This is a genomic window from Chitinophaga sp. 22620, from assembly GCF_052044405.1.
Lineage (GTDB): Bacteria > Bacteroidota > Bacteroidia > Chitinophagales > Chitinophagaceae > Chitinophaga.
In genome coordinates this window covers 865,571-889,708 of sequence record NZ_JBQEMV010000002.1, presented here as the reverse complement: position 1 = coordinate 889,708, position 24,138 = coordinate 865,571, and the positions used below count along the sequence as shown (strand labels likewise).

At 52.7% G+C, this 24,138-nt stretch carries 21 protein-coding genes; 8 read left to right on the top strand and 13 right to left on the bottom strand.

Translation table 11 applies throughout. The annotated features are described in order from the left end of the window. Positions 1–13: 13 nt before the first annotated feature. Positions 14–943, bottom strand: coding sequence for a hypothetical protein (locus ACTJIK_RS13335; RefSeq protein ID WP_440646854.1), 930 nt, complete (start codon positions 941–943; stop codon positions 14–16). 21 nt (positions 944–964) lie between these two features. After that, entirely contained in the window at positions 965–2,224 is a 1,260-nt protein-coding gene (locus ACTJIK_RS13330; protein WP_440646853.1) for a hypothetical protein, read from the bottom strand. Positions 2,225–2,746: 522 nt separating this feature from the next. Here ACTJIK_RS13330 and ACTJIK_RS13325 point away from each other — a divergent pair. Next, on the top strand, positions 2,747–3,646 hold the full coding sequence (locus tag ACTJIK_RS13325; RefSeq protein ID WP_440646852.1) for an NAD(P)-dependent oxidoreductase: 900 nt from the start codon (positions 2,747–2,749) through the stop codon (positions 3,644–3,646). A gap of 13 nt (positions 3,647–3,659) precedes the next feature. On the opposite strand, the gene ACTJIK_RS13320 is transcribed toward ACTJIK_RS13325, so the two are convergent. Next, positions 3,660–4,055, bottom strand: coding sequence for a winged helix-turn-helix transcriptional regulator (locus ACTJIK_RS13320; RefSeq protein ID WP_440646851.1), 396 nt, complete (start codon positions 4,053–4,055; stop codon positions 3,660–3,662). A 287-nt stretch (positions 4,056–4,342) separates the two neighbouring features. On the opposite strand from ACTJIK_RS13320, the gene ACTJIK_RS13315 reads away from it, so the two are divergent. The 4 genes from ACTJIK_RS13315 (at position 4,343) to ACTJIK_RS13300 (ending at position 10,143) form a co-directional block, all read left to right on the top strand. Further along, positions 4,343–5,119, top strand: coding sequence for an alpha/beta fold hydrolase (locus tag ACTJIK_RS13315; protein ID WP_440646850.1), 777 nt, complete (start codon positions 4,343–4,345; stop codon positions 5,117–5,119). Positions 5,120–5,330: 211 nt separating this feature from the next. Next, positions 5,331–8,522, top strand: a complete 3,192-nt coding sequence (locus ACTJIK_RS13310) for a sigma 54-interacting transcriptional regulator (RefSeq protein WP_440646849.1) — start codon at positions 5,331–5,333, stop codon at positions 8,520–8,522. Between the two features lie 252 nt (positions 8,523–8,774). After that, positions 8,775–9,530: an SDR family oxidoreductase gene (locus ACTJIK_RS13305; protein WP_440646848.1), complete on the top strand. Its 756-nt coding sequence runs from the start codon at positions 8,775–8,777 to the stop codon at positions 9,528–9,530. A 256-nt stretch (positions 9,531–9,786) separates the two neighbouring features. Beyond that, complete coding sequence (locus ACTJIK_RS13300) at positions 9,787–10,143, top strand: YciI family protein (RefSeq protein WP_440646847.1); 357 nt, start codon at positions 9,787–9,789, stop codon at positions 10,141–10,143. A gap of 68 nt (positions 10,144–10,211) precedes the next feature. Here ACTJIK_RS13300 and ACTJIK_RS13295 read toward each other — a convergent pair whose 3' ends face one another. Beyond that, positions 10,212–10,991 carry a succinate dehydrogenase cytochrome b subunit gene (locus ACTJIK_RS13295; RefSeq protein WP_440646846.1) on the bottom strand — a complete coding sequence of 260 codons (780 nt, stop codon included), beginning with the start codon at positions 10,989–10,991 and terminating at the stop codon, positions 10,212–10,214. On the opposite strand from ACTJIK_RS13295, the gene ACTJIK_RS13290 reads away from it, so the two are divergent. Beyond that, positions 10,990–11,124, top strand: coding sequence for a hypothetical protein (locus ACTJIK_RS13290; protein WP_440646845.1), 135 nt, complete (start codon positions 10,990–10,992; stop codon positions 11,122–11,124). The two genes, ACTJIK_RS13295 and ACTJIK_RS13290, sit on opposite strands and share 2 nt — an antisense overlap. Positions 11,125–11,181: 57 nt before the next feature. On the opposite strand, the gene ACTJIK_RS13285 is transcribed toward ACTJIK_RS13290, so the two are convergent. The 7 genes from ACTJIK_RS13285 to ACTJIK_RS13255 all read right to left on the bottom strand — a co-directional run bounded on the left by ACTJIK_RS13285 (position 11,182) and on the right by ACTJIK_RS13255 (position 18,585). Beyond that, positions 11,182–12,423, bottom strand: a complete 1,242-nt coding sequence (locus tag ACTJIK_RS13285; protein WP_440646844.1) for an RNA polymerase sigma factor — start codon at positions 12,421–12,423, stop codon at positions 11,182–11,184. A gap of 63 nt (positions 12,424–12,486) precedes the next feature. After that, positions 12,487–12,828, bottom strand: coding sequence for a YciI family protein (locus ACTJIK_RS13280; RefSeq protein WP_440646843.1), 342 nt, complete (start codon positions 12,826–12,828; stop codon positions 12,487–12,489). A gap of 34 nt (positions 12,829–12,862) precedes the next feature. Further along, positions 12,863–13,321 (bottom strand): carboxymuconolactone decarboxylase family protein, encoded by a 459-nt coding sequence (locus ACTJIK_RS13275; RefSeq protein ID WP_440646842.1) that lies wholly within the window; start codon positions 13,319–13,321, stop codon positions 12,863–12,865. A 78-nt stretch (positions 13,322–13,399) separates the two neighbouring features. Beyond that, positions 13,400–14,407, bottom strand: coding sequence for a bestrophin family protein (locus ACTJIK_RS13270; RefSeq protein WP_440646841.1), 1,008 nt, complete (start codon positions 14,405–14,407; stop codon positions 13,400–13,402). A 26-nt stretch (positions 14,408–14,433) separates the two neighbouring features. Beyond that, a complete protein-coding gene (locus ACTJIK_RS13265; RefSeq protein ID WP_440646840.1) occupies positions 14,434–14,610 on the bottom strand; it encodes a hypothetical protein in 177 nt (58 codons plus the stop codon). Positions 14,611–14,825: 215 nt separating this feature from the next. Next, positions 14,826–17,705 carry a PVC-type heme-binding CxxCH protein gene (locus ACTJIK_RS13260; protein ID WP_440646839.1) on the bottom strand — a complete coding sequence of 960 codons (2,880 nt, stop codon included), beginning with the start codon at positions 17,703–17,705 and terminating at the stop codon, positions 14,826–14,828. A gap of 25 nt (positions 17,706–17,730) precedes the next feature. Further along, the gene (locus tag ACTJIK_RS13255; protein WP_440646838.1) at positions 17,731–18,585 is read right to left on the bottom strand and encodes a phytanoyl-CoA dioxygenase family protein; all 855 of its coding nucleotides are present in this window, start codon (positions 18,583–18,585) and stop codon (positions 17,731–17,733) included. A gap of 147 nt (positions 18,586–18,732) precedes the next feature. Here ACTJIK_RS13255 and ACTJIK_RS13250 point away from each other — a divergent pair, with 147 nt between their 5' ends. After that, positions 18,733–19,578 carry a helix-turn-helix domain-containing protein gene (locus ACTJIK_RS13250; protein WP_440646837.1) on the top strand — a complete coding sequence of 282 codons (846 nt, stop codon included), beginning with the start codon at positions 18,733–18,735 and terminating at the stop codon, positions 19,576–19,578. Between the two features lie 207 nt (positions 19,579–19,785). Next, the gene (locus ACTJIK_RS13245; protein ID WP_440646836.1) at positions 19,786–20,994 is read left to right on the top strand and encodes a hypothetical protein; all 1,209 of its coding nucleotides are present in this window, start codon (positions 19,786–19,788) and stop codon (positions 20,992–20,994) included. A 215-nt stretch (positions 20,995–21,209) separates the two neighbouring features. Here ACTJIK_RS13245 and ACTJIK_RS13240 read toward each other — a convergent pair whose 3' ends face one another. Both ACTJIK_RS13240 and ACTJIK_RS13235 read right to left on the bottom strand, forming a co-directional pair. Then, the gene (locus ACTJIK_RS13240; RefSeq protein WP_440646835.1) at positions 21,210–23,366 is read right to left on the bottom strand and encodes a hypothetical protein; all 2,157 of its coding nucleotides are present in this window, start codon (positions 23,364–23,366) and stop codon (positions 21,210–21,212) included. After that, positions 23,363–24,124, bottom strand: coding sequence for a DUF3823 domain-containing protein (locus ACTJIK_RS13235; RefSeq protein WP_440646834.1), 762 nt, complete (start codon positions 24,122–24,124; stop codon positions 23,363–23,365). Before ACTJIK_RS13235 ends, ACTJIK_RS13240 begins: the two co-directional genes overlap by 4 nt. Positions 24,125–24,138 lie beyond the last annotated feature (14 nt).

Below are 24,138 nucleotides of genomic sequence, written 5' to 3'. Positions count from 1 at the left end.
CGTTTTTAATAGTTTAATTCCCTTCTACACGGATGTAGAGCTTCGTAGTGGTATTTACATGTGGTTCTAACGCCAGGCTCGGCGTGGTGACATCCGCGCTTTCCATGACCCGGACCGTAATACTGCTGTTTGTATTGGATGTCACCACGGCGATAGGTGCATCTACGATGCCCGTCCCGCCTTTAGCCGTTACCTGGATTCCTAGGATATGGGTGAACGAAATATTTCCTGGAAAATTGATCGTCTGCACACCGGTGCTGGTGTTCGCCACTTCGGCGATCCACACCTTCGTCACCTCATCAACATCCGCAGTTCCTCCTGACGATCCGTCTGCGCCCGCGCCGCCGCTATAATATGCCAGCCTGTTCGCTCTCACCACCTTGCCGTTCTCATCCACGCCAAGTGCCGCCGCATTGGGCGTAATGGCGGAAGAAGCGGTAAGGTTCTCCAGCCTCAGCCCGCTGGAATCGGCTACGCCTGTACGTATATGCATTAACGTTGTAGGCGCCGCGGTCCCGAAACCAATGGCGCCGTTGGCGGCGATGCGCATCCTTTCCTGGTTGCTGGTGATGAACGGAAGCGCGAGGTTATTCACCGTTCCGAACGCGGAAACCGTGGGAAGGGTGTTACCGTCCAAAAGCCATTCTGTGGAGGTGGCGGCGTCTTTTAACGGCCGCCAGTAACCGCCTTTGCGAACAAGTATACTGTTCAGCGGCGTAAAATAAACGATCGTGCCGTCGGGCGCAGCGGCCAGGGTAGTCACCGTCGTATCCGGCACGCGCGGCAGCAAAAGCCCCTGGCTGCTGCTTTCCAGCTCCAGTATGGAAGACTTGTTGATACTCGCCGGGTTTTCGCCCAGCTTCAATTGCGCCCGGAGGGCGGAAGGGATCGCCATGACAGCGAGCAGCAGCAACGGCATCCAACCGTATGGTCGTATGTTCATAGCTGATCGTTTGATGAAGCCTTATTTTTTGATCACGTACCAGTTGGTGCCGTCTGTCTGTAAGGTCACGAACGTCCAGTCATTGTAAATGATGTAATCAGTACCGCCGTCGATGGTGGCGCCTGTGGGCTGAATGGTCAACGCATTGTCTATCCCCCCGGTGCCGATCTTTTTGATGGTGTATATCCTGCCGGCAATATTGGCGGTTGGCGGAAGCGTAACGATGATGCCTGCGCTGGTGGTGTTCGCAAGGATCGTGTTGTCCGACTCGCTGGCGGCATGGTTGGCGGTTACCGTCGTGATGTTGGAAGACATGGAACCGTTCAGCTGGAAGGTGGAGTTCGCGGTAGCGCCTGCGGCAAGGCCCACGCTCAGCGTGTCACGTACGTTCTTTGCGCCGGCGAAAGTTTGCGCGGTGATGGATACGGCGCCGGGATTGGCGTCGTCTGCCGGGTGCAGGCGGATGGAATCCCCGTTGATGCTGAGACCGGTAGCGGATGCTGAAGCAGTATACGCTGTGGCGAGTATCTGGTAACGCGCTGAGGAATCGAAACGCAGCCAGTCCGCATACGAGAGGAAACCGCGGGAAACGTTGCTGGTACCGTCCTGCGTAGGAATGTTGAATACGTGTTCGGCGTTGCCGGTGGTGCCGTTAACGGCGGAAGTGATGGCGATGTCGGATGTAACGGCGCTGTCTATACGAAATGTCTGTACCGTGTCCCTTAAGCCGTTTATCGACACGATGGCGTTGCTGAATGCGGATTCAGCGATGGTCCTTTGCATGAGTGTACCGGTAGCGGGGTCTATCACCATTACCTGCACCTGGTCGGTGCCCTGGGGAACCACGTTAGTGCCTACGGTAATGTTGCCGCCGGCGGTTAATCTCAGGCGTTCCGCGTTATTGGTGCGGAAGATGAGCGCCTGCTGGTCTGTGGTACCAAAGAAATTCTTCGTGGAGTCCAGGCCCGCGTTGCCGATCACGTTCCAGTTGGATGCATTGGCAACACTGTCCACGCTCATCTTTTGCCATAAAGCATTCTTACGCACAAAGAGGCTCGCGGAATCCGGCACGTAGATGATCATCCCGTCCGGCGCAGTGTTCAGCGGAGCGGCGCCCAGGTTGCTGCCGGGGATCCTGGGGAGCAGCAAGCCCTGGCGGGAGCTTTCCAGTTCGAGTATGGAGGATCTGTTGATCTGGCTGGGATTGGAACCGACCTTGAGCTGTGCGGAAACAGCGCTGCCAAGCAATAGCAGCACCGCCGCAAGAAGTAAATGTTTCATGCAGGTGTACTTTAAAGAATTAATAGAATAAAAGTTGTCCAGCGCGGTTCAGAAGAACCGGCGGTAATAGGAATACGGTATTCGGTTTAAGTATTAGGTATTAATTTTTTGCCTTGATTTATATGGGATTTCTCTAAAGGTGGTTACGATTTTTAACAGGAATACGGTATTCGGTTTCAGTATCGGTATTATTTTTTTTGTCTTAATTTTTTATACGGATTCTCTCTAAAGGGCATGGTTACTATTTTCTGGTATAGGCAGCGCAAAGGTATTGCGCATCTTTTGGAGTTTTATGATACGAGTGTGTGATTTTTTAAGCCAGATATTTTTCTACGCACTCATCCCGATTATTTAAGCATTCTACATTATGCTTATGTTATGTCTGCGCACTTTATTTTATGCACATCTTACACAAATAAAGCACTGATAAATTTATCCCCCACCTGAATCTTTTATCCCGTATTGATGATTAAAGCCATCGAAACTAATTTGCAGTCATTATCAGAACAAGTAAAAAAAATAATGATGACAGGAACAAAAAATAATCCCGGCGAAAAGGTGACCGTAATCGGTCTTGGCACTATGGGAAGCGCGCTGGCCAATGCATTGCTGGCAAAAGGGCACCAGGTAACCGTATGGAACAGGAACACGGCAAAGGCCGCTCCGCTTGCAGAAAAAGGCGCCGTACTTGCAACGGGTATTGCAGCGGCTATCGAAGCCAGCCCGCTGGTAGTGATATGCGTGTCTGACTATAAAACCACAGATAAAATATTTGCAAGCGAAGATATCACCCGCTCGTTGCGCGGCCGCACCCTGGTGCAGTTGAGCACCGGCACGCCAAAGCAGGCCCGCGAATTGGATGCATGGGCAAAGCTGCACGGCGCTGATTGCCTGAACGGTGATATACTCGCCTGGCCGCGGCAGATCGGTACCGACGAAGCCTCGATCACGGTGTGCGGCGATAGCGAGATCTTTAAGCAGCATGAAACAGCGCTCGGTTCCCTCGCCGGTACGGTCAATTATCTCGGCGGGGAAGCTGGTGCGTCGGCAGTCCTGTTCTCCGCGGTGATGGCTTACCTGGCGGGTAACTGGATAGGCTTCGTCCATGGCGCGCTGATCTGTGAAAAGGAAGGGTTCCGGGCGGATGAATTCGGCAGCCTGATCCATAGCATTTCACCGATACTGGCAAATGAATCCAAACATATGGGCGAAGTGATCCAGCACAACCGTTTCAGCGATCCTGAAAGTACCATCAACACAACGGGGCATGATCTTCACCTGCTGGTACAGCAGGCGGAAGAAGCAGGCATCAGCAAAGAACTGCCGGTATTCGCCGCCAATATCTTCCAGCGCGCGATAGACGCCGGTTACGGCGGGGAAGAACATGCGGCGATCATCAAAGTGATGAGACAAACTGCATAGAGCCTTCGGCTTCTCAGTAATGTTGCTGCGGCTCTGGAAGGAACTGGCAGGATCCTGCCTGGTATTCAGCATTATTGCGGTGAATATATTCCTTGTGCGTATTGCCCCAGTTTTCCAGCACGTCCACTACGGGCAATACGCTCTCACCTACTTCGGTAAACCAGTATTCCACCCTGGCGGGCACTTCGGCATATACGCGCTTGTATATGATCCCGAAATCTTCCAGCTCCTTCAGGTGCAGGTTGATGATCCTCGGGTTCACCTCATGCATTTCCCGGTGAATAGCGCTCGGCCGCTTCACCCCGCGCCTGATACAATCAATGATCCAGGCTTTCCATTTACCGCCTATTACTTTAACAGCCACAGCCAATCCGCAATCCAGCAACTCGGGTATTTTCTTCTGGTACATTGTAAATATTTTGTACCAAAGATAGTACCCGGAGCTGAAGCGGGGGATAGGGAAAAAATTGTCCCTGCCCTTTCCCGATATTCCGCCCAGCACCCCGCCAATCCGCGAAATACCGTTAGAAAATCTCCTCACTACACGCACCGGCATTTGATTATCAAACATTTAATCAATGGCGTGACGCTTGCAATTATCCACTGAACACGAAATGGCCCGGGAAACATGAGAAGAGCACAAACATTCAGATGCAGGTGATGTTCCCCTTTTCCAAACTTTTAAATGAACAAACAATGTCTACCATCAAACAAATCGTTACCGCAACGGTATTAACAGCAGCTACCGCTTCATCCGGCCCTGCCGGAGCGCAAACCACCTCCGTTCCCAAAGGAGTAAAGAACATCGTATTGGTTCACGGCGCTTTTGCCGATGGCTCCAGCTGGGCTAAGATCATCCCCGGCCTGCATGCCGGCGGGCTGAACATTATCGCCGTGCAGAACCCGCTCACTTCATTCGAAGAAGATGTAGCCGCCACCAAAAGGGCCATTGCCCTAATGGACGGCCCCGTTTTGCTCGTAGGGCATTCCTACGGCGGGATGGTCGTTACAGAAGCGGGTAACGACCCCAAGGTTGCCGGCCTCGTGTATGTTTGCGCCCTGGTGCCCAACGATGGCCAATCTGTAGTGGACGTAACACAGGCATTCCCGCCCGCGCCCGGCAGCGCGGAATTCAGGCAGGATGCATCCGGTTTCCTGAGCCTCTCCCCCAAAGGCATTCACGAACATTTTGCGCAGGACCTCCCCGCCGAAGAAAGGCAGGTGCTGGTTGCCACGCAAACGCCCTGGGCGGCGAAAGCGACTCTCACTAAAATATCAACGGCCGCATGGAAAACCAGGCCTTCCTGGTTCATCATTGGTACGGACGACCAGATGGTGCCGCTTGAACTGGCAAGGGCCGAAGCCAAAATGATCAACGCCAAAAAGACCGAACTGAAAGCAAGCCACGTGCCGATGGTTTCCATGCCGGACAAGGTAACGGAGATCATTATCAACGCGGCAAAGGAATTGTAATAGCTAAACAGTAACAGGAAAATGGAGCATTAAACCGGGTAATCCTGCCCGGTTTTTCCATTCCCCCCGGTTAAGAAAATACTTAAAATATTGATTATCAATACCATTAAAAAATGAGATAAATACCCCGAAAATTTTTGTCCAGTTGCGGCCTTTTGATTGTTATATATGAGCACGACATACTAAACTTTTAAAATCTGTCAATTTTAGCATGAGAAAGACATTAGCCATGACTGCCCCCAAAACCGCCACCAATGGCCTGGGTGACCGTATCACATCATTGGAGACCGAGCGCCGCATCCTCCTGGAACTGGGGAATGAGCTCACAAAAGTGCGGGCGAAGACCGACCTGATCACCATTTTTTCATCAAAGATCAGGGAGATGTACCCCTTTTCGCACGCCATCGTTACGCTCATCAACGACGATGCGCAGAGCTACACCCCCTTCCTGCTCGACCCCGATTCCTCCCCCATTCAACACCATGACCTGTATCCTTCGCTGGTAGCGGGCCGTTTTCCGCTGCACGAACCGTTCATTCAAAAGGTGATGGCAAACGGCGAGCCTACCGCTTTCAGGATGGAAGACGTGATGGATCTGCCCGGCAGCCCGGTGTTCCTGAAAGTCAACTACCAGGCCGGCATCCGGGTGATCCTTATGACGCCGTTAAAAGACAAGGACCAGATCATCGGCTTCCTGCATACTTATACAAAAGACGTGAACGGTTTTACGGATGAATTTATCCGCATCATTACCGGCATCGCTCCGCAGATATCCAGCGCAGTGGCCAATATCCAGAATAATGAAGCGATCAGCCACGCCGAATCCGTTAACGCAGTGTTGCTGTCGCTGAGCAACGAAATGGTAAAGGTGAGGAACAGGGAGGGCCTGCTGAAAGTGATCAGTTCCGGCCTGAAAGAGATCATCCCCTTCTCGAACGCCATGATCACCGTGATGGACGAAAAAGAGGAATATTATAAAGCCTACCTGATCGATAACCAGGCAAGGCTGAACGAGCTGACAGATTCCGGGGATGCGCTTTCCATGGCCACCCCGGCGGACGACGGCATTTACGATGTTGCGTCGCTGTACTACAAGCCGCTGGTGTTCAACATGCAGACCTTCGACCTGGAAAATGCGCCGCTTTGGTTCAGGCTCCATTACGAAGCAGGCGCGCGGGAGATGATCGTGAAGATACTGGGTGGCAACGGCGCGTCGAAATACAGCCTGATGCTGTTCTCCCACGAAACCGGCGCCTTTGGCGCAGAGGCCGTCAATATCGTGAACCGCATCTCCAGCCAGCTGTTCACCGCTGTCAGCAACATTGCAGCCAACGAAGAGATACTGGAAAGGGAAAATGAAAAATCCTTCCTGCTCGACTTCAGCAACGACATCGCCGCCGTAAGAAGTAAGGCAGACCTGGCGGAAGCCGTACGCAAAAGCCTTAAAAAACTGAATTCCCTCGACGGTTACGCGATCCGCAAGATCAACGACGACCAGGTAACCTCCACCACGTACATTTATGATGAAAGCATTGCAGCAGGCGACGACGAGCTGGTGCAGGAAATGATCACTGCCAGGCTGCCCATCGACGACGGGTTGCAGAACAGGGTGCTGAACAGCGAGATCCCGCTTTTTTTCAGCGTGAACGCGGAGATCGCCAAAGGCAATACCGCCCGCTACCTGGAACTCTGGAAAAAGATCGGGTTCACCTCCGTTATAGGCACGCCCCTGCGCACCGGCGATGTAACCCTGGGTATTTTGTGGCTGGGCCTCGAAGAAATAAATATGCCCCTGCTGCAAGGCATCTGCGCACAGATCTCCATCGCGATGTACAACATCATCGCCAATGAAGAAATATTGCGCCGCGAAAGGGAACAGACCTTCCTCCTCGAATTCAGCCATGATATTGCCGCCCTGCGGTCCAAAGACGACCTGCAGCGGGCCATTTCGAATGTTCTGCAGAATGTGCTGAATATAAAGCTCGTGATGATCCGCACCATAGAAGACGACGGCGTTACCCTCAGCCCGTACATGTACGATGAAAGCGTGTGGGGGAAAGAAAAAGAACAGTTCAGGACGCTTGCCGCCAGGAACATTGACATCCACGAAGAGCTGACCGGGCGCGTGCTGAAGAACGATGGCCCGGTCGTTTTTAATGTCCTGGAAGAAGTGGAACGGGACAGCGACAGCCCGGTGCTGCAGTTCTGGAAGAATGTGGGGATGAAAAATGCTTTCGGGGCGCCGCTTCGCGTGGGGGCCACCAATATCGGGACGCTCTGGCTGCTCACGAATGAGCTTAACCTCACCACTACTATCCTGAAAGGCATCTGCGCGCAGATCTCCATTGCCATTTCGAATATCCGCGCCAACGAAAAGATCCTGGCTTACAAGCAGAAGCTGGAAAATGAAAACGACTACCTGAGGGAACAGATCAAAACCATCTATAATTTTTCCGAGATCGTAGGCAGCGGCCTGCAAATGCAGAAGGTGTACCGCCTCATTACGCAGGTGGCCGAATCGGCCTCCACTGTATTATTGCTCGGCGAAACGGGCACCGGCAAGGAACTGATCGCGCGGGCGATACACAATGCTTCTCCCCGCAAAAACAAACTGATGGTGAAAGTGAACTGCGCCGCTCTACCCACCCACCTGATCGAAAGCGAATTGTTCGGCCACGAAAAAGGCGCCTTCACCGGCGCGATAGACAGACGGATCGGGAAGTTCGAACTGGCCAACAACAGCACCCTCTTCCTGGACGAGATCGGCGAAATGCCGCTGGAGCTGCAGGTGAAATTATTGCGCGTGCTCCAGGAACGGGAACTGGAGCGGGTTGGCGGAAAAAGTACCATCAAAGTGGACGTACGCATTATTGCCGCCACTAACCGCAACCTGGAAGCGGAAGTGAAGGCAGGCCGCTTCAGGTCCGACCTCTACTACCGGCTGAATGTATTCCCCATACACCTGCCCCCGTTAAGGGAGCGCCTGGAAGATATCGAGCCGCTTGCCAATTCCTTTATCGCCAAATTCAGCAAGAACATCGGGAAAAAAGTGACCGGCATTTCGGCCAAAGTACTGAAGCAATTAAAGAGCTACGACTGGCCGGGCAATGTGCGGGAGCTGGAGCACCAGATCGAAAGAGGCATCCTTCTCAGCGAAGGGGAGATCCTCAAAGAAGTTCACCTGCCCGGGCGGCAGGAGGAAGAAGAAAGCAACGGGCATCCCGCTTCCGCGAGAACGCTGGAGCAGATCGAGCGGACCTATATCATTGAAGTGCTGAAGCGTTGCGGCGGAAAGATCTCCGGTACCGGGGGAGCCGCGGAAATACTGGAGCTACCGGGCACAACGCTGCATTCCAAGATGAGAAAACTGAAGATCGCGAAAGCCGATTATTTTATAAAATAAGAGCGTGAACATGCAGGAAGGCCGTCCCACTCAACCGGGGCGGCCTTTTTATTTTGACGCCGTTCATCACCCGCTGTATTTCGTGAAACCGGGAGCAATTCTCTTTATAACGTGAAAGAAAAACAAGAGAAAAAAGCTTAAACAATTGATTTGCAAACCCTTGCTGCAATGGCACCCCGCTTGCAAAGTAATACGTGAACAACCCGGAGCGGTTAAGAAAAAATCTTCACAACATTATTAAATATCGACATCATGAAAATCGTAGTGATCGGCGGGAGCGGCCTTATCGGCTCCAAAACAGTGGCAAGGCTCAGGCAGCTGGGGCACGAGGTGATCGCAGCTTCACCGGCATCCGGCGTGAACACCATCACCGGCGAAGGCCTGGATGAAGCGCTCACGGGCGCGGAGGTGGTGATAGACGTCGCCAATTCCCCTTCTTTTGAAGACAAGGCCGTGATGGAGTTTTTCCAGACCTCCGGCCGCAACCTGCTGGCAGCGGAAGCAAAGGCGGGCGTGAAGCATCATATCGCCCTGTCTGTAGTAGGCACCGAGCGGCTGCAGGCAAGCGGCTATTTCCGCGCGAAACAAGCGCAGGAAGACCTGATCAAAGCTTCCGGCATTCCTTATTCCATTATTCATTCCACGCAATTCTTCGAGTTCCTGGGCGGTATTGCGGCCTCAGCGGCCAAAGATGCGGCCATTCGTTTATCGCCTGCGCCTGTGCAGCCCATTGCATCGGATGATGTAGCGGCAGCCGTTACGGATGTTGCGCTGGGAACGCCCATCAATGGTACGGTAGAAATTGCGGGACCCGACAAAGTGAGCCTCTCTTCCCTCGTAGCACGTTACCTGGGCGAAGTGAATGATCCGCGCACGGTGGTTTCAGATGTGAACGCCCTGTACTTCGGCGCGCCGCTCAATGAGCAGTCGCTGGTCCCAGGCGCCAACCCGCGCATCGGCAAGATCAATTTCGAATCATGGTTTGCCAGCCAGCCAGTAAAGGCGTAGGCATTTTCGACACTTCCAGGGCTTGCCCGGTTCCGTTTGTAACGAAGATGACGGGTGTCAGCTCGCTGCGGCTGTTGTAACTGGCATGCGCTTTCCACCCGTTCGCGCATGGTTCCCCCCCAAACGCCGGCGCGGCTTACCGCCGCGACATCCGGTCAGCAACGCAACGACACACCGGCGCCCGGCAAGTCCTGGAAATTTTATCCAACATCCACACATCAAGCTTTCTCAAATAATAATTTCTAAAAACAACAACATGCAGGAATTCCTCTTAGTGATCCATCGGGATCTGACCAGCGCCAACCCAACACCCACACCCGAACAGATGAAAGAAGCCCTTAAGCCTTACCAGGAATGGATAGCGGGCATTGCCGCGCAAGACAGGCTGGTAGCGCCTCCCAAACGTTGGGACGCGGACGGCAGGGTGATCAAACATGAGAAAAAGAAAGACCAGGTGTACAGCGGCCCTTATGCTGAAGGCAAAGAATCCATCGGCGGCCTCTTCCTGATCAAGGCAAAGGATTACGACGATGCGGTGGAAATAGCGAAAGGCTGCCCGATCATCCAGTACGGCGCCATTGTTGAAGTGCGCATGGCGGTGCCCGTAGCATAATTACAGCATTGAACGGCAAAAGGAAAGCCTTTGCAATATTGCAAAGGCTTTCCTTTTTTTCAGCTTCATTATAAAAGGCTCTTGATGTAAAATACAACAGGCATGGATGCAAAGGCCAACGGGATAATTACCGCAAAAAGCCATATGCCGGTGAATTTTATAAGGGGCGTATACTTCCGGCTCGCCAGCCCCGCCGTCTGGAAAGCGCTTTGAAAACCGTGATAGAGATGATACGCCACCGCCACCATGGCCACCAGGTAAAGCACTACATACCAGAGCAGGCTGAAGCTGTGCGATACGATCACATACAGGTCCTTTACCCGCACCACCTCTGTGTTCCCTTCCATGGTTACGGCATACTCAAAGTGCGGCGAATCCGGCAGGTACACGGAAGATGTCAGCTTGCCGGTTAAAAGGTCCTTCCGGTATTCGCGGTACGTTCCTTCGGTGAACTTATACCGGCCCCAGAAATTGGTCATATGGATCACCAGGAACAGGAAAATGATACTGCCCAGCAACCCCATGTTCAGCGACGCCCAGCTGGAGCCTGCCTTTGGCTGAACGGCATACTTCACCGGCCGCGCCCGGCGGTTCTTTATTGTTAATACAAGCGCGTAAACAGCGTGCACCAGGATGGAAATATACAGCACATAACCAATGATCTCCACCGGCAGGAAATTCGTCATGAAATGCGCGTAAATATTAAAAGTATACCCTTCATCGCCCGCGAACAGCGTGAGATTGCCGCCCAGGTGCACGATCAGGAAAAGGCAAAGGAACAGGCCGGTCATAGACATGATCAGCTTCCTGCCCAGGGAGGAACGGAAAAATTGTTTGAAACCAAGCATGATAAAGAATTTATGGGCGCACCTGTCCGCACCGGTTTTCCCGGTTGCCCGGCCGGAAGATCATCCGCAGGGCCTGATCTTGGGTGGTGCAGGCAACAGCCCGGTTATAAAGCGTTTTATTTTGTTGTTGTAATTTGACCGGGGAAGCCGGCACGGGCTGCGTGACCGTATCAAAAAAGGAATGAGTATCCTAATTATCCAGCCTGCGCTTTATCTGCCCGATGTTCTTTTCCATTAAAGCAATATCAGCCGGGGTATTGGCGTGCTTCAACGCCGTTTCATAATGCTGCATCGCTTTCCGGTCGTCTATGCCTGTATATAGATTGCCCAGCAATGAGTAATAAAAGTGGTTCTCCGTCAACTCCAGCTTTTCCGCCGCTATAATGGCCTCCCGTTTACCTTTTGCTTTGGCAAGGGCGAAAGTCCGGTTCAGCGCGGCAATCGGCGAATATTCCAATATCAGCAGCTGGTTGTACAGGTCCAGGATGTTGTTCCATTTTTCGCTGGAATCTTCTTTGTGCGTATGCCAATAGGCGATCGCAGCTTCCAGGTGGTACCGTGTCAATACCGGGCCCGCGGCCTGCATGAGATAATATTCGCCCCGTTCTATCAGTTCGGTGTTCCAGAGCGTTTCATCCTGTTCCCCGTATAACACCAGCTCGCCCGTATCGTTCATCCTCGCGTCGAAGCGGGAGGAATGAAAGCACATGAGGGCCATCAGCGCATTCACGGCAGGCTGGTTGGTATGCGGCTGCTCTATGAGCAGGTAAGCGAGCCGCATGGCTTCCACGCACAGTTCTTTCCGCAGCACGGTATTATGTGAAGTGGAATAATAGCCTTCGGAAAACAGCAGGTACAAAGTTTTCAGCACTGTTTCCAGCCGTTCGTTTATTTCCGGTATGGTCGGCTGCTGGATCTTTATATCTGCTTCCTTCAGCTTTTCCTTCGCCCGGCTCAGCCGCTTGTAAATGACGGTTGTGGTGGTCAGGTACGCATCCGCGATTTCCTGCGCGCCGAAGCCGCAGAGCAGGTTCAGCGCAAGGGCTACCTGCGATTCGGCGGGAATGGAGGGATTGCATACCGCGAAGATCATCGCCAGCTGGCTGTCCGTAATATTCCGGGCGGAAAGGTCTATCTCTATTTCTTCGCCTTCCGGGGTGTTGCGCCGGAGGTCTGCCAGCAATTTCTGCTGGAAGAGATTGTCCCGCTTCAGCCAGTTCTTCGTTTTGTTCTTGGCGACCGTATATAACCAGGCCGCCGGGTTCTCCGGCACTCCCTTTGCGCTCCACGATTCGGTGGCCGCCAGGAAAGTATCGCTCACGATATCTTCCGCCTGTTCTATATGTTCCATGCCGAAAAGCGAGCTCAGCACCGAAACCATTTTCCGGTACTCTGTTCTGAATAAATGCGGTAGTAACTCAGTCCTTTCCATACAACAAACAAAAATGCCTGTGCAAAAATAAGAAAGGCATTTCTATTTGATGCCGGAAGCTGTTTACACCACGGCCATACGCACTTCCACCGTTCCGCCCAGCTCGAAGATGGGCGCGCCCTTCGCGATCTCCACCGCTTCGTCGTAGCTGCCGGCCCTGATCACGATAAACCCGCCGATAGATTCCTTGATCTCCGCATAGGGACCATCCGTCACGCTCTTGTCCTGCTTCAGCACCTTCCCGCCGGATTCCCAGGGCTGCAAGGGCCTGGCAAGCAGGTCGCGTGCCCTGAGATCGTCAAACCATTCCCGCCACCGGCTCAAATGCGCCTGCAATTGCTCCGGTGACGGTTGAATCTCTTTCGTTTTGTAATCTCTGCGGAATACCAACAGGAAGTCATTCATATATCATGGTTTTTTTTGGTGCCTGAACGGTGCCTCAGCCAAACTGCCCTACGCGGTAAGTGCCTACGGCTGCCTGGTTGTGAAACGCTATATTGAAGCGGTTCCAGGTGTTGATGGTTGAAACTACCAGCGTGAGGTCTACCAGCTCTTCATCGGTGAACTGTGCTTTTACCCGCGCATAGGTCTCATCCGGTACATGACAGGCGGTCACTGCTTCGGCCCATGCCAGCGCAGCCCTTTCCCTGTCGGTATAAAACGGTGTTTCGCGCCAGGCGCTCACAGCATATAAACGCTGCTCGGTTTCGCCATGGGCGCGGGCATCTTTCGCGTGCATATCCAGGCAATAAGCGCAGCCGTTGATCTGCGATACCCGGAAGTCCACCAGTTCCTGCAATTTCTCTTCAATCAACGACTTCTTGAGATACGCGCCGGTGTGAAAGAGCGTCTTGAGGGCATTCGGCCCTTTTTCCTGAAAGTTAATTCTTTGTTCCATTTTTTATTGGTTTGTTATACTATAGACAATCGGATTTACCTCGATTGGACAAATTCCGGGATATTTTTTTCGAGTTTTTTAAACAACAATATCGTTCTGCGGTTTTAACCGGGCCGGCAACGCTGTTTCTCCCAGCATCTCCCTCAGGTCTATCTCTATATCACGGCAGATCTGTGAGATCGGAACATCGTTGGCATTCCCTTCAAAAGGGTTCTCCGTGCTTTCGCCCACCTGCTCCAGGGAAGTATACATCCAGGATATGAGCACGCTGAAAGGGATCACCAGCCAGATCATATTCCCTTCCATCAGGCCGCCGGCCAGGTTATTGAGCTGGTCTACCTCCTGCAGCATGCCAAATGGAAGCAGCAGGCAGAAGATGCGCACGAAAATGGTATTGATAATGGAATACTGCCGCGGATAAGGAGTGTCTTTAAGCGATTCGCATTGCCCCTGCTGGCTGAAGAGGTTATTGAGCGCCCGCTGTATCTCGATGAACTGGGCGGGCACGCCTCCCGTGCTTTCATACACCGATCTCATGGCCTGGCTCTGCAGGGCAAGCAGCTGGGTTGTTTTGTCGCGGGTGCCGGAAATATAAGCCAGCTCTTCTTCCGGTATGTATTTCAACATCTCTTCCCTAAAATCCGTCACCCGCTCCGGGATCTCGTAGTAACGCTGGTATTCCGCGTTGTGGTGGATGTCCGCCACTTCCCATACACGTTCTTCCCGCATCTGGTAACGCAATGCTGTAAGCCATGCGAAGTGGCGGTAAACCATCGCCCGGACGAACACCGGATCCTGGAAGTAATCCCGGCACATGATGGCCCATGCCTTGCTGGTATTGGCGATGTTGGTCCAAACGGCCTGCGCTTCCCGGGTGCGGCTGTAGGTCTGCGTATTTTTAAACCCTACAATGAAGGCGGTGGCCGTACCCAGGATAGACACGACCGTCCAGGGAACCACCAGCCATTTTATGCCGAGAAGGTGGTAGAGTATCACCGGTACGGTGCCCAGGATCACGAGCGTGTATATTTTTCTTCTTGTCCAGAAAAGAAAATCGAATAATTTATATGATTTGCCTATATGCATATGTTAACTGGTTCGCCGGTATTTATTTAATAGATCTCATCTTCTGCGATATCGTCTGTTCTGATCAGGTCGTCCAGGAATTCGCCGCCCTGGGTCACATCTTTCTCATGAACCGGGTGCAGGGCGGGTTCGTCGCTGGTGGTGGAAGGTTTCGGATCTTCACCCTTGAAAATGCTGCGCAGGATCTGGGCAATGGGTATCATGGCTTTGGGTTTTATTGGTGAATGCAACACTATTGTTGTGACAAAGTGTTTGCAACCCATGTGCCATTGGATTAACAAATTAGCTATCAATAAATTAAGGGAAATGATCGGAATGCCGCTTCGCGATATATCGCGAGTAAACGGATTTTACGCGGAATATAGTGAGGGATTGGGTTTCCCGCAGCATTAATAAATAAATGAAGAAAGTTCCTTTTTTACCCGTGACTTTTTAAAAATCCCACCACATCCGTGATGTCCTTTTCTGTAAGGTTATTGCTGACAGGATCGGGCATCAGGCTTTTTTCCTGTTTTTTACGCGAGGTGATTTTCTTTTTATCCACGACGTGCCTTTGCCCGCCAATGTCTTTGATGACGATCGACCGCTGGTTCTCGGAAAGCAGGAAACCGAAGAGCGTCGCGCCGTCGCTGGTATTTACCAGCCACGACTCATAGCCGAACACAATACCCGCGCTGGGGTTTACGATGGCATCGAGCAGGGCGGCATTGTCGAACTTCTTGCCAATGCCCGTCAGATCAGGACCGATACTGATGCCCTCCTTGCCCAGCCTGTGGCAGCTGCCGCAGCGGGTCGTAAATACTGTTTTGCCGTTCGCCACGTCTGCCTTCAGTTGCAGCATGTCAGGTATGGAGTAGGTCCGGCCGGAACCGGGTTGTTTGAAGTATTTGCCGGCCTGCATCCGGATGGTGGCGTCCGGATTGACAAATATTTTCTGTTCTATAAATGGCAACAGGTCTTTGGGTAAGGTCTTTTCTTCCGCCATCCCGATGAGCAGCCTGCCTCCTACGGAATCGACCGCCATCTCCTGCACCCGCCACTTTCTCTCGTCGAGCGACTGATGCTCGTCGGTGATGATCTGTTTTTTCACTTTCATCGTTGCGAGCTGGCGCTCATAAGCCGTGTTCAGGTCGATCGTGCTCCAGTCCAGCAGGTTATACCAGTCGTTGCCCTGGCGGAAAGCCAGCCAGTAAGAGGCAGCCTCCGACACATCCCGCAGGTTTCCTTTCGCCAGCGCAGCCATAGCCTGCGCCGCAGGTCCGGTGTTCACAAAGGCCAGCGCCGTCAATGCCGCCTGCCTGTCCTGCGCCGGCAGTTGCTGATCGCCGGCCCTTTGGGCTAAAGCGGGCACAGCTTCGGGAGGATGCAAACGCCATGCAAGCGCCGCCATCGGGCGGTTCCATTGGGCAGCGGTTTTTCCTTCACCGAATATTTTTACCACCTCAGGATATATATCCGGTTCATGCCCTTGCAAACCGGCGCCCAGGGCTTCCAGGTACCAGCGGTCTTCGCCGTCGAATTTTTTGATCAGCTCCACCAGCAAAGGTTTCTTTTTCTCATATGGCCAGTCGCGGAGAGAGATCGCGACCTCCCTCCTCACAAAAGACGAAGTATCGTTGATCATTTTCGTGGCATAGGGTAACATGTCGCTGTTACTCTGGCGAAGCGCGCGGTAAGCCGTGGCTCTCAGCTGCACTTCCTTGCTCTCCAGTACTTCTTCCACCACAGCCTTTCCTTTTGCGCCCAGTTGCGCCAGCAGCCACACCGCCCTTGCCCTGATGTAGGGATTGCGATCATCCAGCAATTCACGCACGGGCGGCACAGCTGCCTCCCCTTTCTGACGAAGCCGCTCAAAACCCCGGTTGCGTACATTGATGGCGGGGCTCTTCAGCGCTGCGATCTGCCCCTCCGTGGTGCCGATATCAATTTTGGGCGCAGCCAGTTTTTTATTTTTGGGAACGATCCGGTAGATCCTTCCATAACCTATACTGTCCTGCATCTGGTGGCCGCCCACTACCGGGTCGTACCAGTCCGCAATATAAATGGCGCCGTCTGTACCGATGGTTACATCACTCGGCCGGAACCAGCTTTCTTTTTTCCTGTTCTGCGCCGTATCATTCCATACATATGGCGCATCGGCATCTGCAACGGAGCTGATGAAATTTTCTCTCTTCCCGAGGTCGAAGCCGGACTGCCGCAGGGCGGGATGATAGCCGAATATCACGTTCCTTCCCGCATCGGCGCTCATCAAAAGCCCCAGATATTCTCTTCCCAGCGCATCGCTTTCATTCACCACGATACCTGTGGGCGCGCCGGCGCCGGACCTGTCGCCCGCGGGCATTACACCCGGGTCGTCCTGGTGCCAGTGCGCGGCGAACACATCCTGGCCGGGGCGTTGGTCCGCCTGCCAGAAACGGGTGCCGTCAGCACTGAAGAACCCAGCATTACCGCCTTCCATCAACCAGCTGGTTCTGCAGGCCACCACCTGGTCGTCGTTATCATTCTGCCAGAGATTGCCGTAAGAATCGGGTATCACCTCGTAAGCATTCCTGAAGTTGTGCCCCAAAACTTTCAAGCCTGTTCCATCCGGTTTGATGCACAAAGCAAGGCCGCCTACCCAAACCTTGCCGTCATCGCTTTTCATATTGCCGCTGTTTTTATTATTGTACGGCGATCCGCCGGTATAAATACTGCCTGACCGCAGGGTCCAGCCACTCTTATCCTTTACGATATGCGGGCCCGCATTGCCGGTGTTGAAATACCAGTTGCCATCCGGGCCCGCATACGCGGCGTGCAGGGAATGGTCATGATCATGGCCGCCAAAGCCGGTGAGGAAGATCTCTTTTTTATCCGGCCGGTCGTCGCCGTTTTCGTCTGTGTATACGATCATATTGGGAGAGCAGCTCACCACGACCTTATTCCCGATCACCGCAATACCCACGGGCGCGATCAGGTCGCTGTCCTGTACAAACACTTTGGACGTGTCTGCCCGGCCGTCGCCGTCTGTATCTTCCAGGATCATTACCCGGTCCCCGTTTGCGTGATACAGATGTTTGGCGGAATCGTTGTTGAAATTGCGGTAGTCCACCGCTTCGGTGATCCATACCCTGCCCCTGATATCAACGTCCATATTGGTGGGATTGTAGAATAGGGGGGATTCCGCCCACAAGGTCGCTTCCAGGTCGCCGGGGAGGTAAAGGTCCAGGCTTTTCGTTATTCCTTTTTTCCTGCCGGAAGGTTGACTGCAGGAGAGGGCAGTGAGCAGGAGCGCAAGCGGTATGCAATACCCGGTTTTCATGACGTGGTTCGTTATATGCGTTATGTTATTTCACATCCACTTCTTTCTCCCAACCGGTGTCTTTCAGCGCCGGGTCGTTCTCTTTTTTCAGGAAGTCGGCTTCAGATAAAGAAGCAGCCTCCCATTGCAGGATGGCCTCGTCGGGCACCGTGCGCACTGGTTCTTTCCAGGCCGTTGATGTTTCATTGTACGCCAGGTTGGATTGAGAGTTGTAGCAGGAAATGACCGACCAGCGCGGGTGGTCGGAAAGATTGGCTTCGGAGCGGTGGAGGATGTTGCTGTGAAAGAACAGCGCATCGCCGGGCGCCAGTTCCACATATACCAGTTCCATCGTTTTCAGCGCATTGCTAACCATGACCATATCCGCTCCCACCTGTTCGCCGGCGAAGCCGTGATTCACCCGGCCGAGCTTATGCGAACCTTTTATGACCTGCAGGCAGCCGTTCTCTTTATTGGCCGCTGTTAACGCCACCATCACGGATACAAGCTGGTCGGGGAACATAAACTGGTTCTTATACCAATACCCGTAATCCTGGTGCCATTCCCAGGCGCCGCCTACCTTAGGCTCTTTTTGCATGAGCTTGGAATGGAAATGGCAAACGGGGGAATCGCTGTCCAGCAGCTGCCCTACCCTGCCTACCACCTTTTCGCTGCGGGTCAGGTACCCGAATACATCGTTGCCGGGCGTAAACCAAAGGGAAAGTTTTGTTTTTTTCCCGGCCTGGTCGTTCAGGTCCAGCGCATTTTTGCGCATGGCATCGTCTTCCAGGGCCGTTTTATAGAGCAGGTCTGTTTCAGGCTGCGAAACAAGGCCTTTCACGATGATGTACCCGTCCCGGTGGTATTGCGCTCTTTGTTCGGGGGTGAATAGTGCGTCCATATTCAATGGTTTTATACGTATTCAAATATGAGGATTAAAGCGGGGCGGGTTTACAACTATTTGACCTAAAAAAACAACTTTTTTGACCCTTTTATTCATCCATGCGGCGATTTTTTGTATTTTAAATTATCACCAAAGGGTATTGCGATGAAGTCGCTCATTCAAAAACTGCCGCTTTCCGAACAATCGTCTTTTGTAGCAGACCGTTACATTACACCCTATTTTGAGACCCCCTGGCATTACCACCCGGAATATGAGCTGGTGCTGATCATCCATGGAAAAGGCAGGCGTTTTGTGGGCGATCATGTATCTGACTACAGCGAAGGCGAGCTGGATCTTTTAGGCCCGAGCCTGCCGCACTGGTACCGCAAAGACGAAGGGGAAAAACGCGGCGGCTCGCTGGTGATCCACTTCAGGGAAGAATTCCTGGGAAAAGACTTTTTGCAGATACCCGAAATGCAAAAGATCCTGTTACTGTTCGAAAAATCGAAAATGGGACTGCATTTCAGCGGGAGAACCGCGCTCAGCGTTGCGGAAAAGATGGAGATGCTGCTATCCTGCAGCGGCATCGACCGGCTGATGTGCCTGCTGGCTATTTTGAAAGAGTTATCCGAATCCGTTGAATATTCCATTCTTTCAAGCCCTGAGGTGATCGGGAGAAGCAGCCGGGAAAACGACCGCCTGCAAAAGATCTTCGACTATGTGCTGGCGAATTTCAAGCAGGAGATCCAGTTGCAGGAGATAGCGCGCATCGCCATGATGAGCCCTTCCAGCTTCAGCAGGTATTTCAAGAACAGGACCAAGAAAAATTTCTCGCACTTCGTGAACCAGATAAGAGTAGGTCATGCCTGCCGGCAGCTGATGAAAAGTAATTTCAGCATCAGCTATGTTTGCCAGGAAAGCGGTTTCAACAATATGACCAATTTCAACAAACAATTCAGGAAGGTCGTAAAGCTTTCACCTTCGCAATTCAGGCGGAAGCACAGCGTGTAATCCCGTTCAGCACCAGATTTTTTATCAATCCCGAAACCGGGATCTTACCACACCATTAAGTTTTTCTACCCGGCGAACAGATGTTAATTTGGAAGCTTTATTCTTTTCTATTACTTTCACGTGAAAGTTTTATTCCCTGTCGCACTATTGAATTATCCCTTAAAAATTTCATTCCCCTTAATTAATTAAATCCCTAACAATCCGTCTATGAAACTAAAATGTACCCCCATTCCCTTTATCAAGGCTGGTGTATTATGTATGCTTTCCTTTATGCTGTTTCAGGCAGCAAAAGCGCAGGTGCCGATAAACAGGTTCTCTTATAACAGCACCCCGAAGGAAAGCGGGTCCGCCGGTGAAAAAGCCGAAATCAAGAAGACTGAGACAGATAAATACTTTGGCATTGACTCCACCGGGAAAGACACCACACTGAAGATGGAAGTGCTCCGGGAAACGGTATCAGGATGGCAAAATGCGCTGAGAAAACCGGAGGATATATATCCCTGGCTGTCGCATCATGAGCAAAATCTCATTGCCGAACTACGGAAGAGGATTGGTCAATATCGCGATGGCAGGCTTAGCACAATTGAATCGAACTTTGCCGCACACTACTCCACTAAATACAATCAGGAACTGACAGGGCTGGACAGCATCGGGTCGCTTCTTGAGAAAATCAGAAAAGGTTTTGAATCCGTCAACAGGATATACGGAAATCCCAAGGCGAATAACTGGTTCTTTCCCGGGAGAAACACTATTATGACAACTACCCTTTATCAGCGTTACAACAGCAGCGCTGTACAAGTGGGAACCAATATCGCTTTCTATGGCTGGGAGAACCGTGGAACTGTTAATCCCGAGTTGGTTACTTTTATTGCCGGACCGTTCAGGTTCGCGCTCAATACATTAATATCTTCTACCTCCAATAAAGATAGTACGGAAGCCCGTGCCGAGGATGCTAAGTTGCGTACCCTCACAGGCAACGGAGGCAACCTTGCCTTCAGCGTTTACCTGCCGATATTTTATTATTCCAGGGCACATTTTACAGCCTTCGTGCAAGCCTCTCCCAAGCTGGTGTGTGAGGCGCCTGTACTGGGCTCGCCATTTGCGGCCGATACGCTTTTCGGTAATTTTAACCTGGGTGCAGACCTGAACCTTTCTGTTTATATACCAAGACTATTTAACGGAAGCAGCCTGTACGCTTACATACGGCCTGCTTACCTTATTGGCACCGGCCCGTATCTGGATGCTTTACAGCTGGAGAGCAACTTCTACCTGATGCAGTCTACAGTGGGTATTGATATACCAAAAATCGGCAGGATAGGTTTCGCGCTTCCCCCGATTACCAATGCGGAAAAGCTGAAGTCCAACGCTTTTTTGCTCTCCTTTGTAGTCACTCCTCAAAACCTGATCGGCAATTAGAAGACGATTATAAAAAATGGCCGGAATAGATTTCCGGCCATTTTTACCTGCGTCCTGAACCCACCAGATGATTTACCAAATATCCAGTGGTGTTGGTCAAAAAGACCGGGTCGCTCAATACTATCGCCGCCCTTACCTTCATTGTTATTATCACCTGGGGCAGATCGTGTTGCTGAAGAAAATGATCACCGGCCCTCAGACCACTTCGTAGAACGTCATTTCCATCTCACATCCACCTTCACTCCATCGGGATGATTATCGAACTGCAAAAAATATGTTTTGGAACCCGCATCCCAGGAAGACGCAGCCGGCTGCATCTTCTCCCCGCCCGGGCCGGTCAGCACGGTTTCCTTCGGCTCGGCCGGCAATAAAATGCGCATGGCATTGACCGTTTTAGCCGGGCTCTTTACCACGAAACTATACGAATCTCCTTTTCTTTCCTCGTCATACACGCGGGCCGCTGCCGCCAGCACCTGCGGCTTGCCCTGTTCCTTTACCCGCGCAACGTTCAGCAGCAGCGCCTGTGTGCCCGGCGCTACAGATTTGCCGGAAAGCACCGGCAGCTTGGGATCGAACAGGTCGATCACCGGGCCTTTTACCACAAAAGGGTCATTGCTTGAGTTTTCGTCCATGACAGCCACCACATCGTACATGCCGCGGGAAACGTGAAGCGTATTGCTGAAGGAGAGCTTGCCGGCTTTGGCGCTTTCTTCAAAAGCCTTTTTTACCAGCGCCACGAAAGCCGCATCCCCGCCCGCGTTCATCACGAATTCCTTGGGATGCTGCCGCACCACGTAGACGGTTCCCTTCCCTACCCGCGACTCCGGCTGGCCCGCTTTGATCCCCAGCAGGCGGAACAGGTGCTCTGAAGGCGCTTTGAAGGAATTCCCCTTCGTGTTCCACCATTCCTGCACCGTCTGGTACGGATCATCGTCGCGGCCGCAATAGATGAGCACGCCGCCTTTTTTTACCCAGGCCGCCAGGTGCTTGTGCACTTCGGCAGACATCGGTTTCATATTGGAATAGCTCATCACCAGCACTTTAATGTCCTTCAGTGTGGCCGCAAACGGCAGGTTCTCCATATGCACCGTTTCCACCGGTATGCCCAGCTTCAGCAAAGGCAAAGTTTGCCCGTAGAAGTTGGAGAACTGCGGGTCCTCGAAACCCTGGTGGGTTGGGAAGCGCTGGAACATCATGGAATTTCCCATCAGCACGCCGATCCCATGCACGCCAGACACCCGGTTTTCCGATACCGGCATGCTGTTCAGCGCATTCACCATGATCTGCATCTGGGTGGAATAATACTTCGGGATCAGGATGCTGGAATCGCTGCCGGGCAATTTATAAGGCCGGGTATAGATCCGCTCGGGCCAGGGCATCACCTCGTAATCAGCCACCATGGGGTAAAGCAGCTTGGCTGTGAAAGTGGCTTCGTAATTGCGTTTGTAGTCGCCCCAGTCACGCGGCCAGTCTTCGATAGGGTCCGTGAGCAGGAAAATTTTCCGGCCGGTGGGCGCCGTCATGGAGATCATGGAACCGTATTCCAGGAATGCATTCTCGAACACCCGCTCTTTCCGGAGACCGTTATAAAAAGTCGGCTCGCGTGAAGTGCCGGTCCATACCTGCGCAATATAACCGTCGATACTGGGAAGCGAAGCCAGGCTTGCCTCCGGGCTCACGATCCGCCACGAAGAATAGTTCACCAGCGAATGTGTGGGGATGTACACTTTCACGTCCATCCCCTTCTGCCTGCCATAAGACTTGGCGTATTCAGACACTTCTTTGATGGCATTGTAATAAAGATGATACTTCAGCTTGCTGGACAGGTAGGTATTTTCAGGCGAAGTATGCTGCGGCTGCCAGGGAAACCCGTAGTAGCGCTGCCATTCCTGCTTGAACACTTCGCTGTAACCAGCCCTGGCCCAGAACTCCGGCTCTTCCAGGTGGATATGGCTGATGCCGGCGTCGATCACTTTTTTGACGATGCCTTCCTTCATATAGCGGATAAAAGTACTTTCCGGGACCACGTACGGCACGTTCCGGCCGTGCCAGATGGTATCACCGTCCTGCTCCACCTGCCCGATGCCGAAATGGTTCTTCCCGTCCCATTTACCGGTGAAATAATCCTCGTACGAACCCCAGGCAATGCCCGTCATAAAATGCGTCTGGTAACCGCGCTCGCGCCACGACCGCACACGTTCCCCGAAGGTCATGCCGCGGCGGTCGTTGGCGCCGTATACGATCGCAATGTCCGAACGGACGTCTATCTCAGGGGTCCACGCACTGCTGGTCTGAAAGGCCGTTTTCTGCTGGGCCGTGGCGGCGGCAGTAAGGCAAAGGCTGCAAACAATTATGAATGTTCTTCTCATCATGGTATGCTGATCGTTTTGACGTTGGTATAGTTATAATACTTCAAACCGTAGTCTATACGCGCCCCCACCCGCAGGTAAAACGTGCGGGAAGGCGGCAGCTTGTCTTTCGTGGTGAGCGTCACTGTTTGCCCCAGCAGGTCGTTGCCGGATGTGCCGCCGTAATTCACCTGCATGGAGTATTTGTTGTCGTAATTGTTGTTGCCCACGTAGGTATTGGGGCTCACGAACAGGAACACGTCCGTTACATTCGCGTGATACGCGGTGTTGGCGGTGCCGCGTGTAAAACGCACCTGCACGCTCACGGTCTGGTCTGCGCTGTTGTACACCGGTTCTCCTACCCAGGCAACATTCAGGAAAGGCTCCACTTCAAAATCCACGTTGGTGGTGCCGGCCACGTCCATGGTCTTCCGGTTGTCCACCGTAACGGCGCCCGAGCCGTCGTATTGCAAGAGCGGCACAAAGGGGCCCTCTACGGAAATACGGTATTTTCCTTTGAAGATCTTCGTGTTGCGGAAAGTACCGTCCTGCATGGCGAAGAAATAATACGGCGTGGGCGTGGCGCTCCAGCTGAGCTCTTCCAGCACCAGGCGGATGCCCCTGTCGCCGGCTTCAGACTGCAGGTTGTTCTTGGAGCCCGCGTCTTTTACGTTGCCGGCCAGCGTTTCAGCCGGTTCGGGATAATCGTCGAATTCCTTGGTGCAGGCTCCGGCCAGCGTTATCAATATACATAGACCGATATGGAGGATTTTCTTTTTCATGGCTTGATTTTTTT

Bases quoted from the DNA above. Each gene is read 5' to 3' on its own strand.
- ACTJIK_RS13305 (WP_440646848.1), top strand. From the start codon at position 8,775: ATGAAAATCGTAGTGATCGGCGGGAGCGGCCTTATCGGCTCCAAAACA.
- ACTJIK_RS13250 (WP_440646837.1), top strand. From the start codon at position 18,733: ATGAAGTCGCTCATTCAAAAACTGCCGCTTTCCGAACAATCGTCTTTT.
- ACTJIK_RS13315 (WP_440646850.1), top strand. From the start codon at position 4,343: ATGTCTACCATCAAACAAATCGTTACCGCAACGGTATTAACAGCAGCT.
- ACTJIK_RS13270 (WP_440646841.1), bottom strand. From the start codon at position 14,407: ATGCATATAGGCAAATCATATAAATTATTCGATTTTCTTTTCTGGACA.
- ACTJIK_RS13255 (WP_440646838.1), bottom strand. From the start codon at position 18,585: ATGGACGCACTATTCACCCCCGAACAAAGAGCGCAATACCACCGGGAC.
- ACTJIK_RS13300 (WP_440646847.1), top strand. From the start codon at position 9,787: ATGCAGGAATTCCTCTTAGTGATCCATCGGGATCTGACCAGCGCCAAC.
- ACTJIK_RS13245 (WP_440646836.1), top strand. From the start codon at position 19,786: ATGAAACTAAAATGTACCCCCATTCCCTTTATCAAGGCTGGTGTATTA.
- ACTJIK_RS13330 (WP_440646853.1), bottom strand. From the start codon at position 2,224: ATGAAACATTTACTTCTTGCGGCGGTGCTGCTATTGCTTGGCAGCGCT.
- ACTJIK_RS13295 (WP_440646846.1), bottom strand. From the start codon at position 10,991: ATGCTTGGTTTCAAACAATTTTTCCGTTCCTCCCTGGGCAGGAAGCTG.
- ACTJIK_RS13275 (WP_440646842.1), bottom strand. From the start codon at position 13,321: ATGGAACAAAGAATTAACTTTCAGGAAAAAGGGCCGAATGCCCTCAAG.
- ACTJIK_RS13320 (WP_440646851.1), bottom strand. From the start codon at position 4,055: ATGTACCAGAAGAAAATACCCGAGTTGCTGGATTGCGGATTGGCTGTG.
- ACTJIK_RS13265 (WP_440646840.1), bottom strand. From the start codon at position 14,610: ATGATACCCATTGCCCAGATCCTGCGCAGCATTTTCAAGGGTGAAGAT.
- ACTJIK_RS13285 (WP_440646844.1), bottom strand. From the start codon at position 12,423: ATGGAAAGGACTGAGTTACTACCGCATTTATTCAGAACAGAGTACCGG.
- ACTJIK_RS13335 (WP_440646854.1), bottom strand. From the start codon at position 943: ATGAACATACGACCATACGGTTGGATGCCGTTGCTGCTGCTCGCTGTC.
- ACTJIK_RS13240 (WP_440646835.1), bottom strand. From the start codon at position 23,366: ATGATGAGAAGAACATTCATAATTGTTTGCAGCCTTTGCCTTACTGCC.
- ACTJIK_RS13235 (WP_440646834.1), bottom strand. From the start codon at position 24,124: ATGAAAAAGAAAATCCTCCATATCGGTCTATGTATATTGATAACGCTG.
- ACTJIK_RS13260 (WP_440646839.1), bottom strand. From the start codon at position 17,705: ATGAAAACCGGGTATTGCATACCGCTTGCGCTCCTGCTCACTGCCCTC.
- ACTJIK_RS13280 (WP_440646843.1), bottom strand. From the start codon at position 12,828: ATGAATGACTTCCTGTTGGTATTCCGCAGAGATTACAAAACGAAAGAG.
- ACTJIK_RS13325 (WP_440646852.1), top strand. From the start codon at position 2,747: ATGATGACAGGAACAAAAAATAATCCCGGCGAAAAGGTGACCGTAATC.
- ACTJIK_RS13290 (WP_440646845.1), top strand. From the start codon at position 10,990: ATGATAAAGAATTTATGGGCGCACCTGTCCGCACCGGTTTTCCCGGTT.
- ACTJIK_RS13310 (WP_440646849.1), top strand. From the start codon at position 5,331: ATGAGAAAGACATTAGCCATGACTGCCCCCAAAACCGCCACCAATGGC.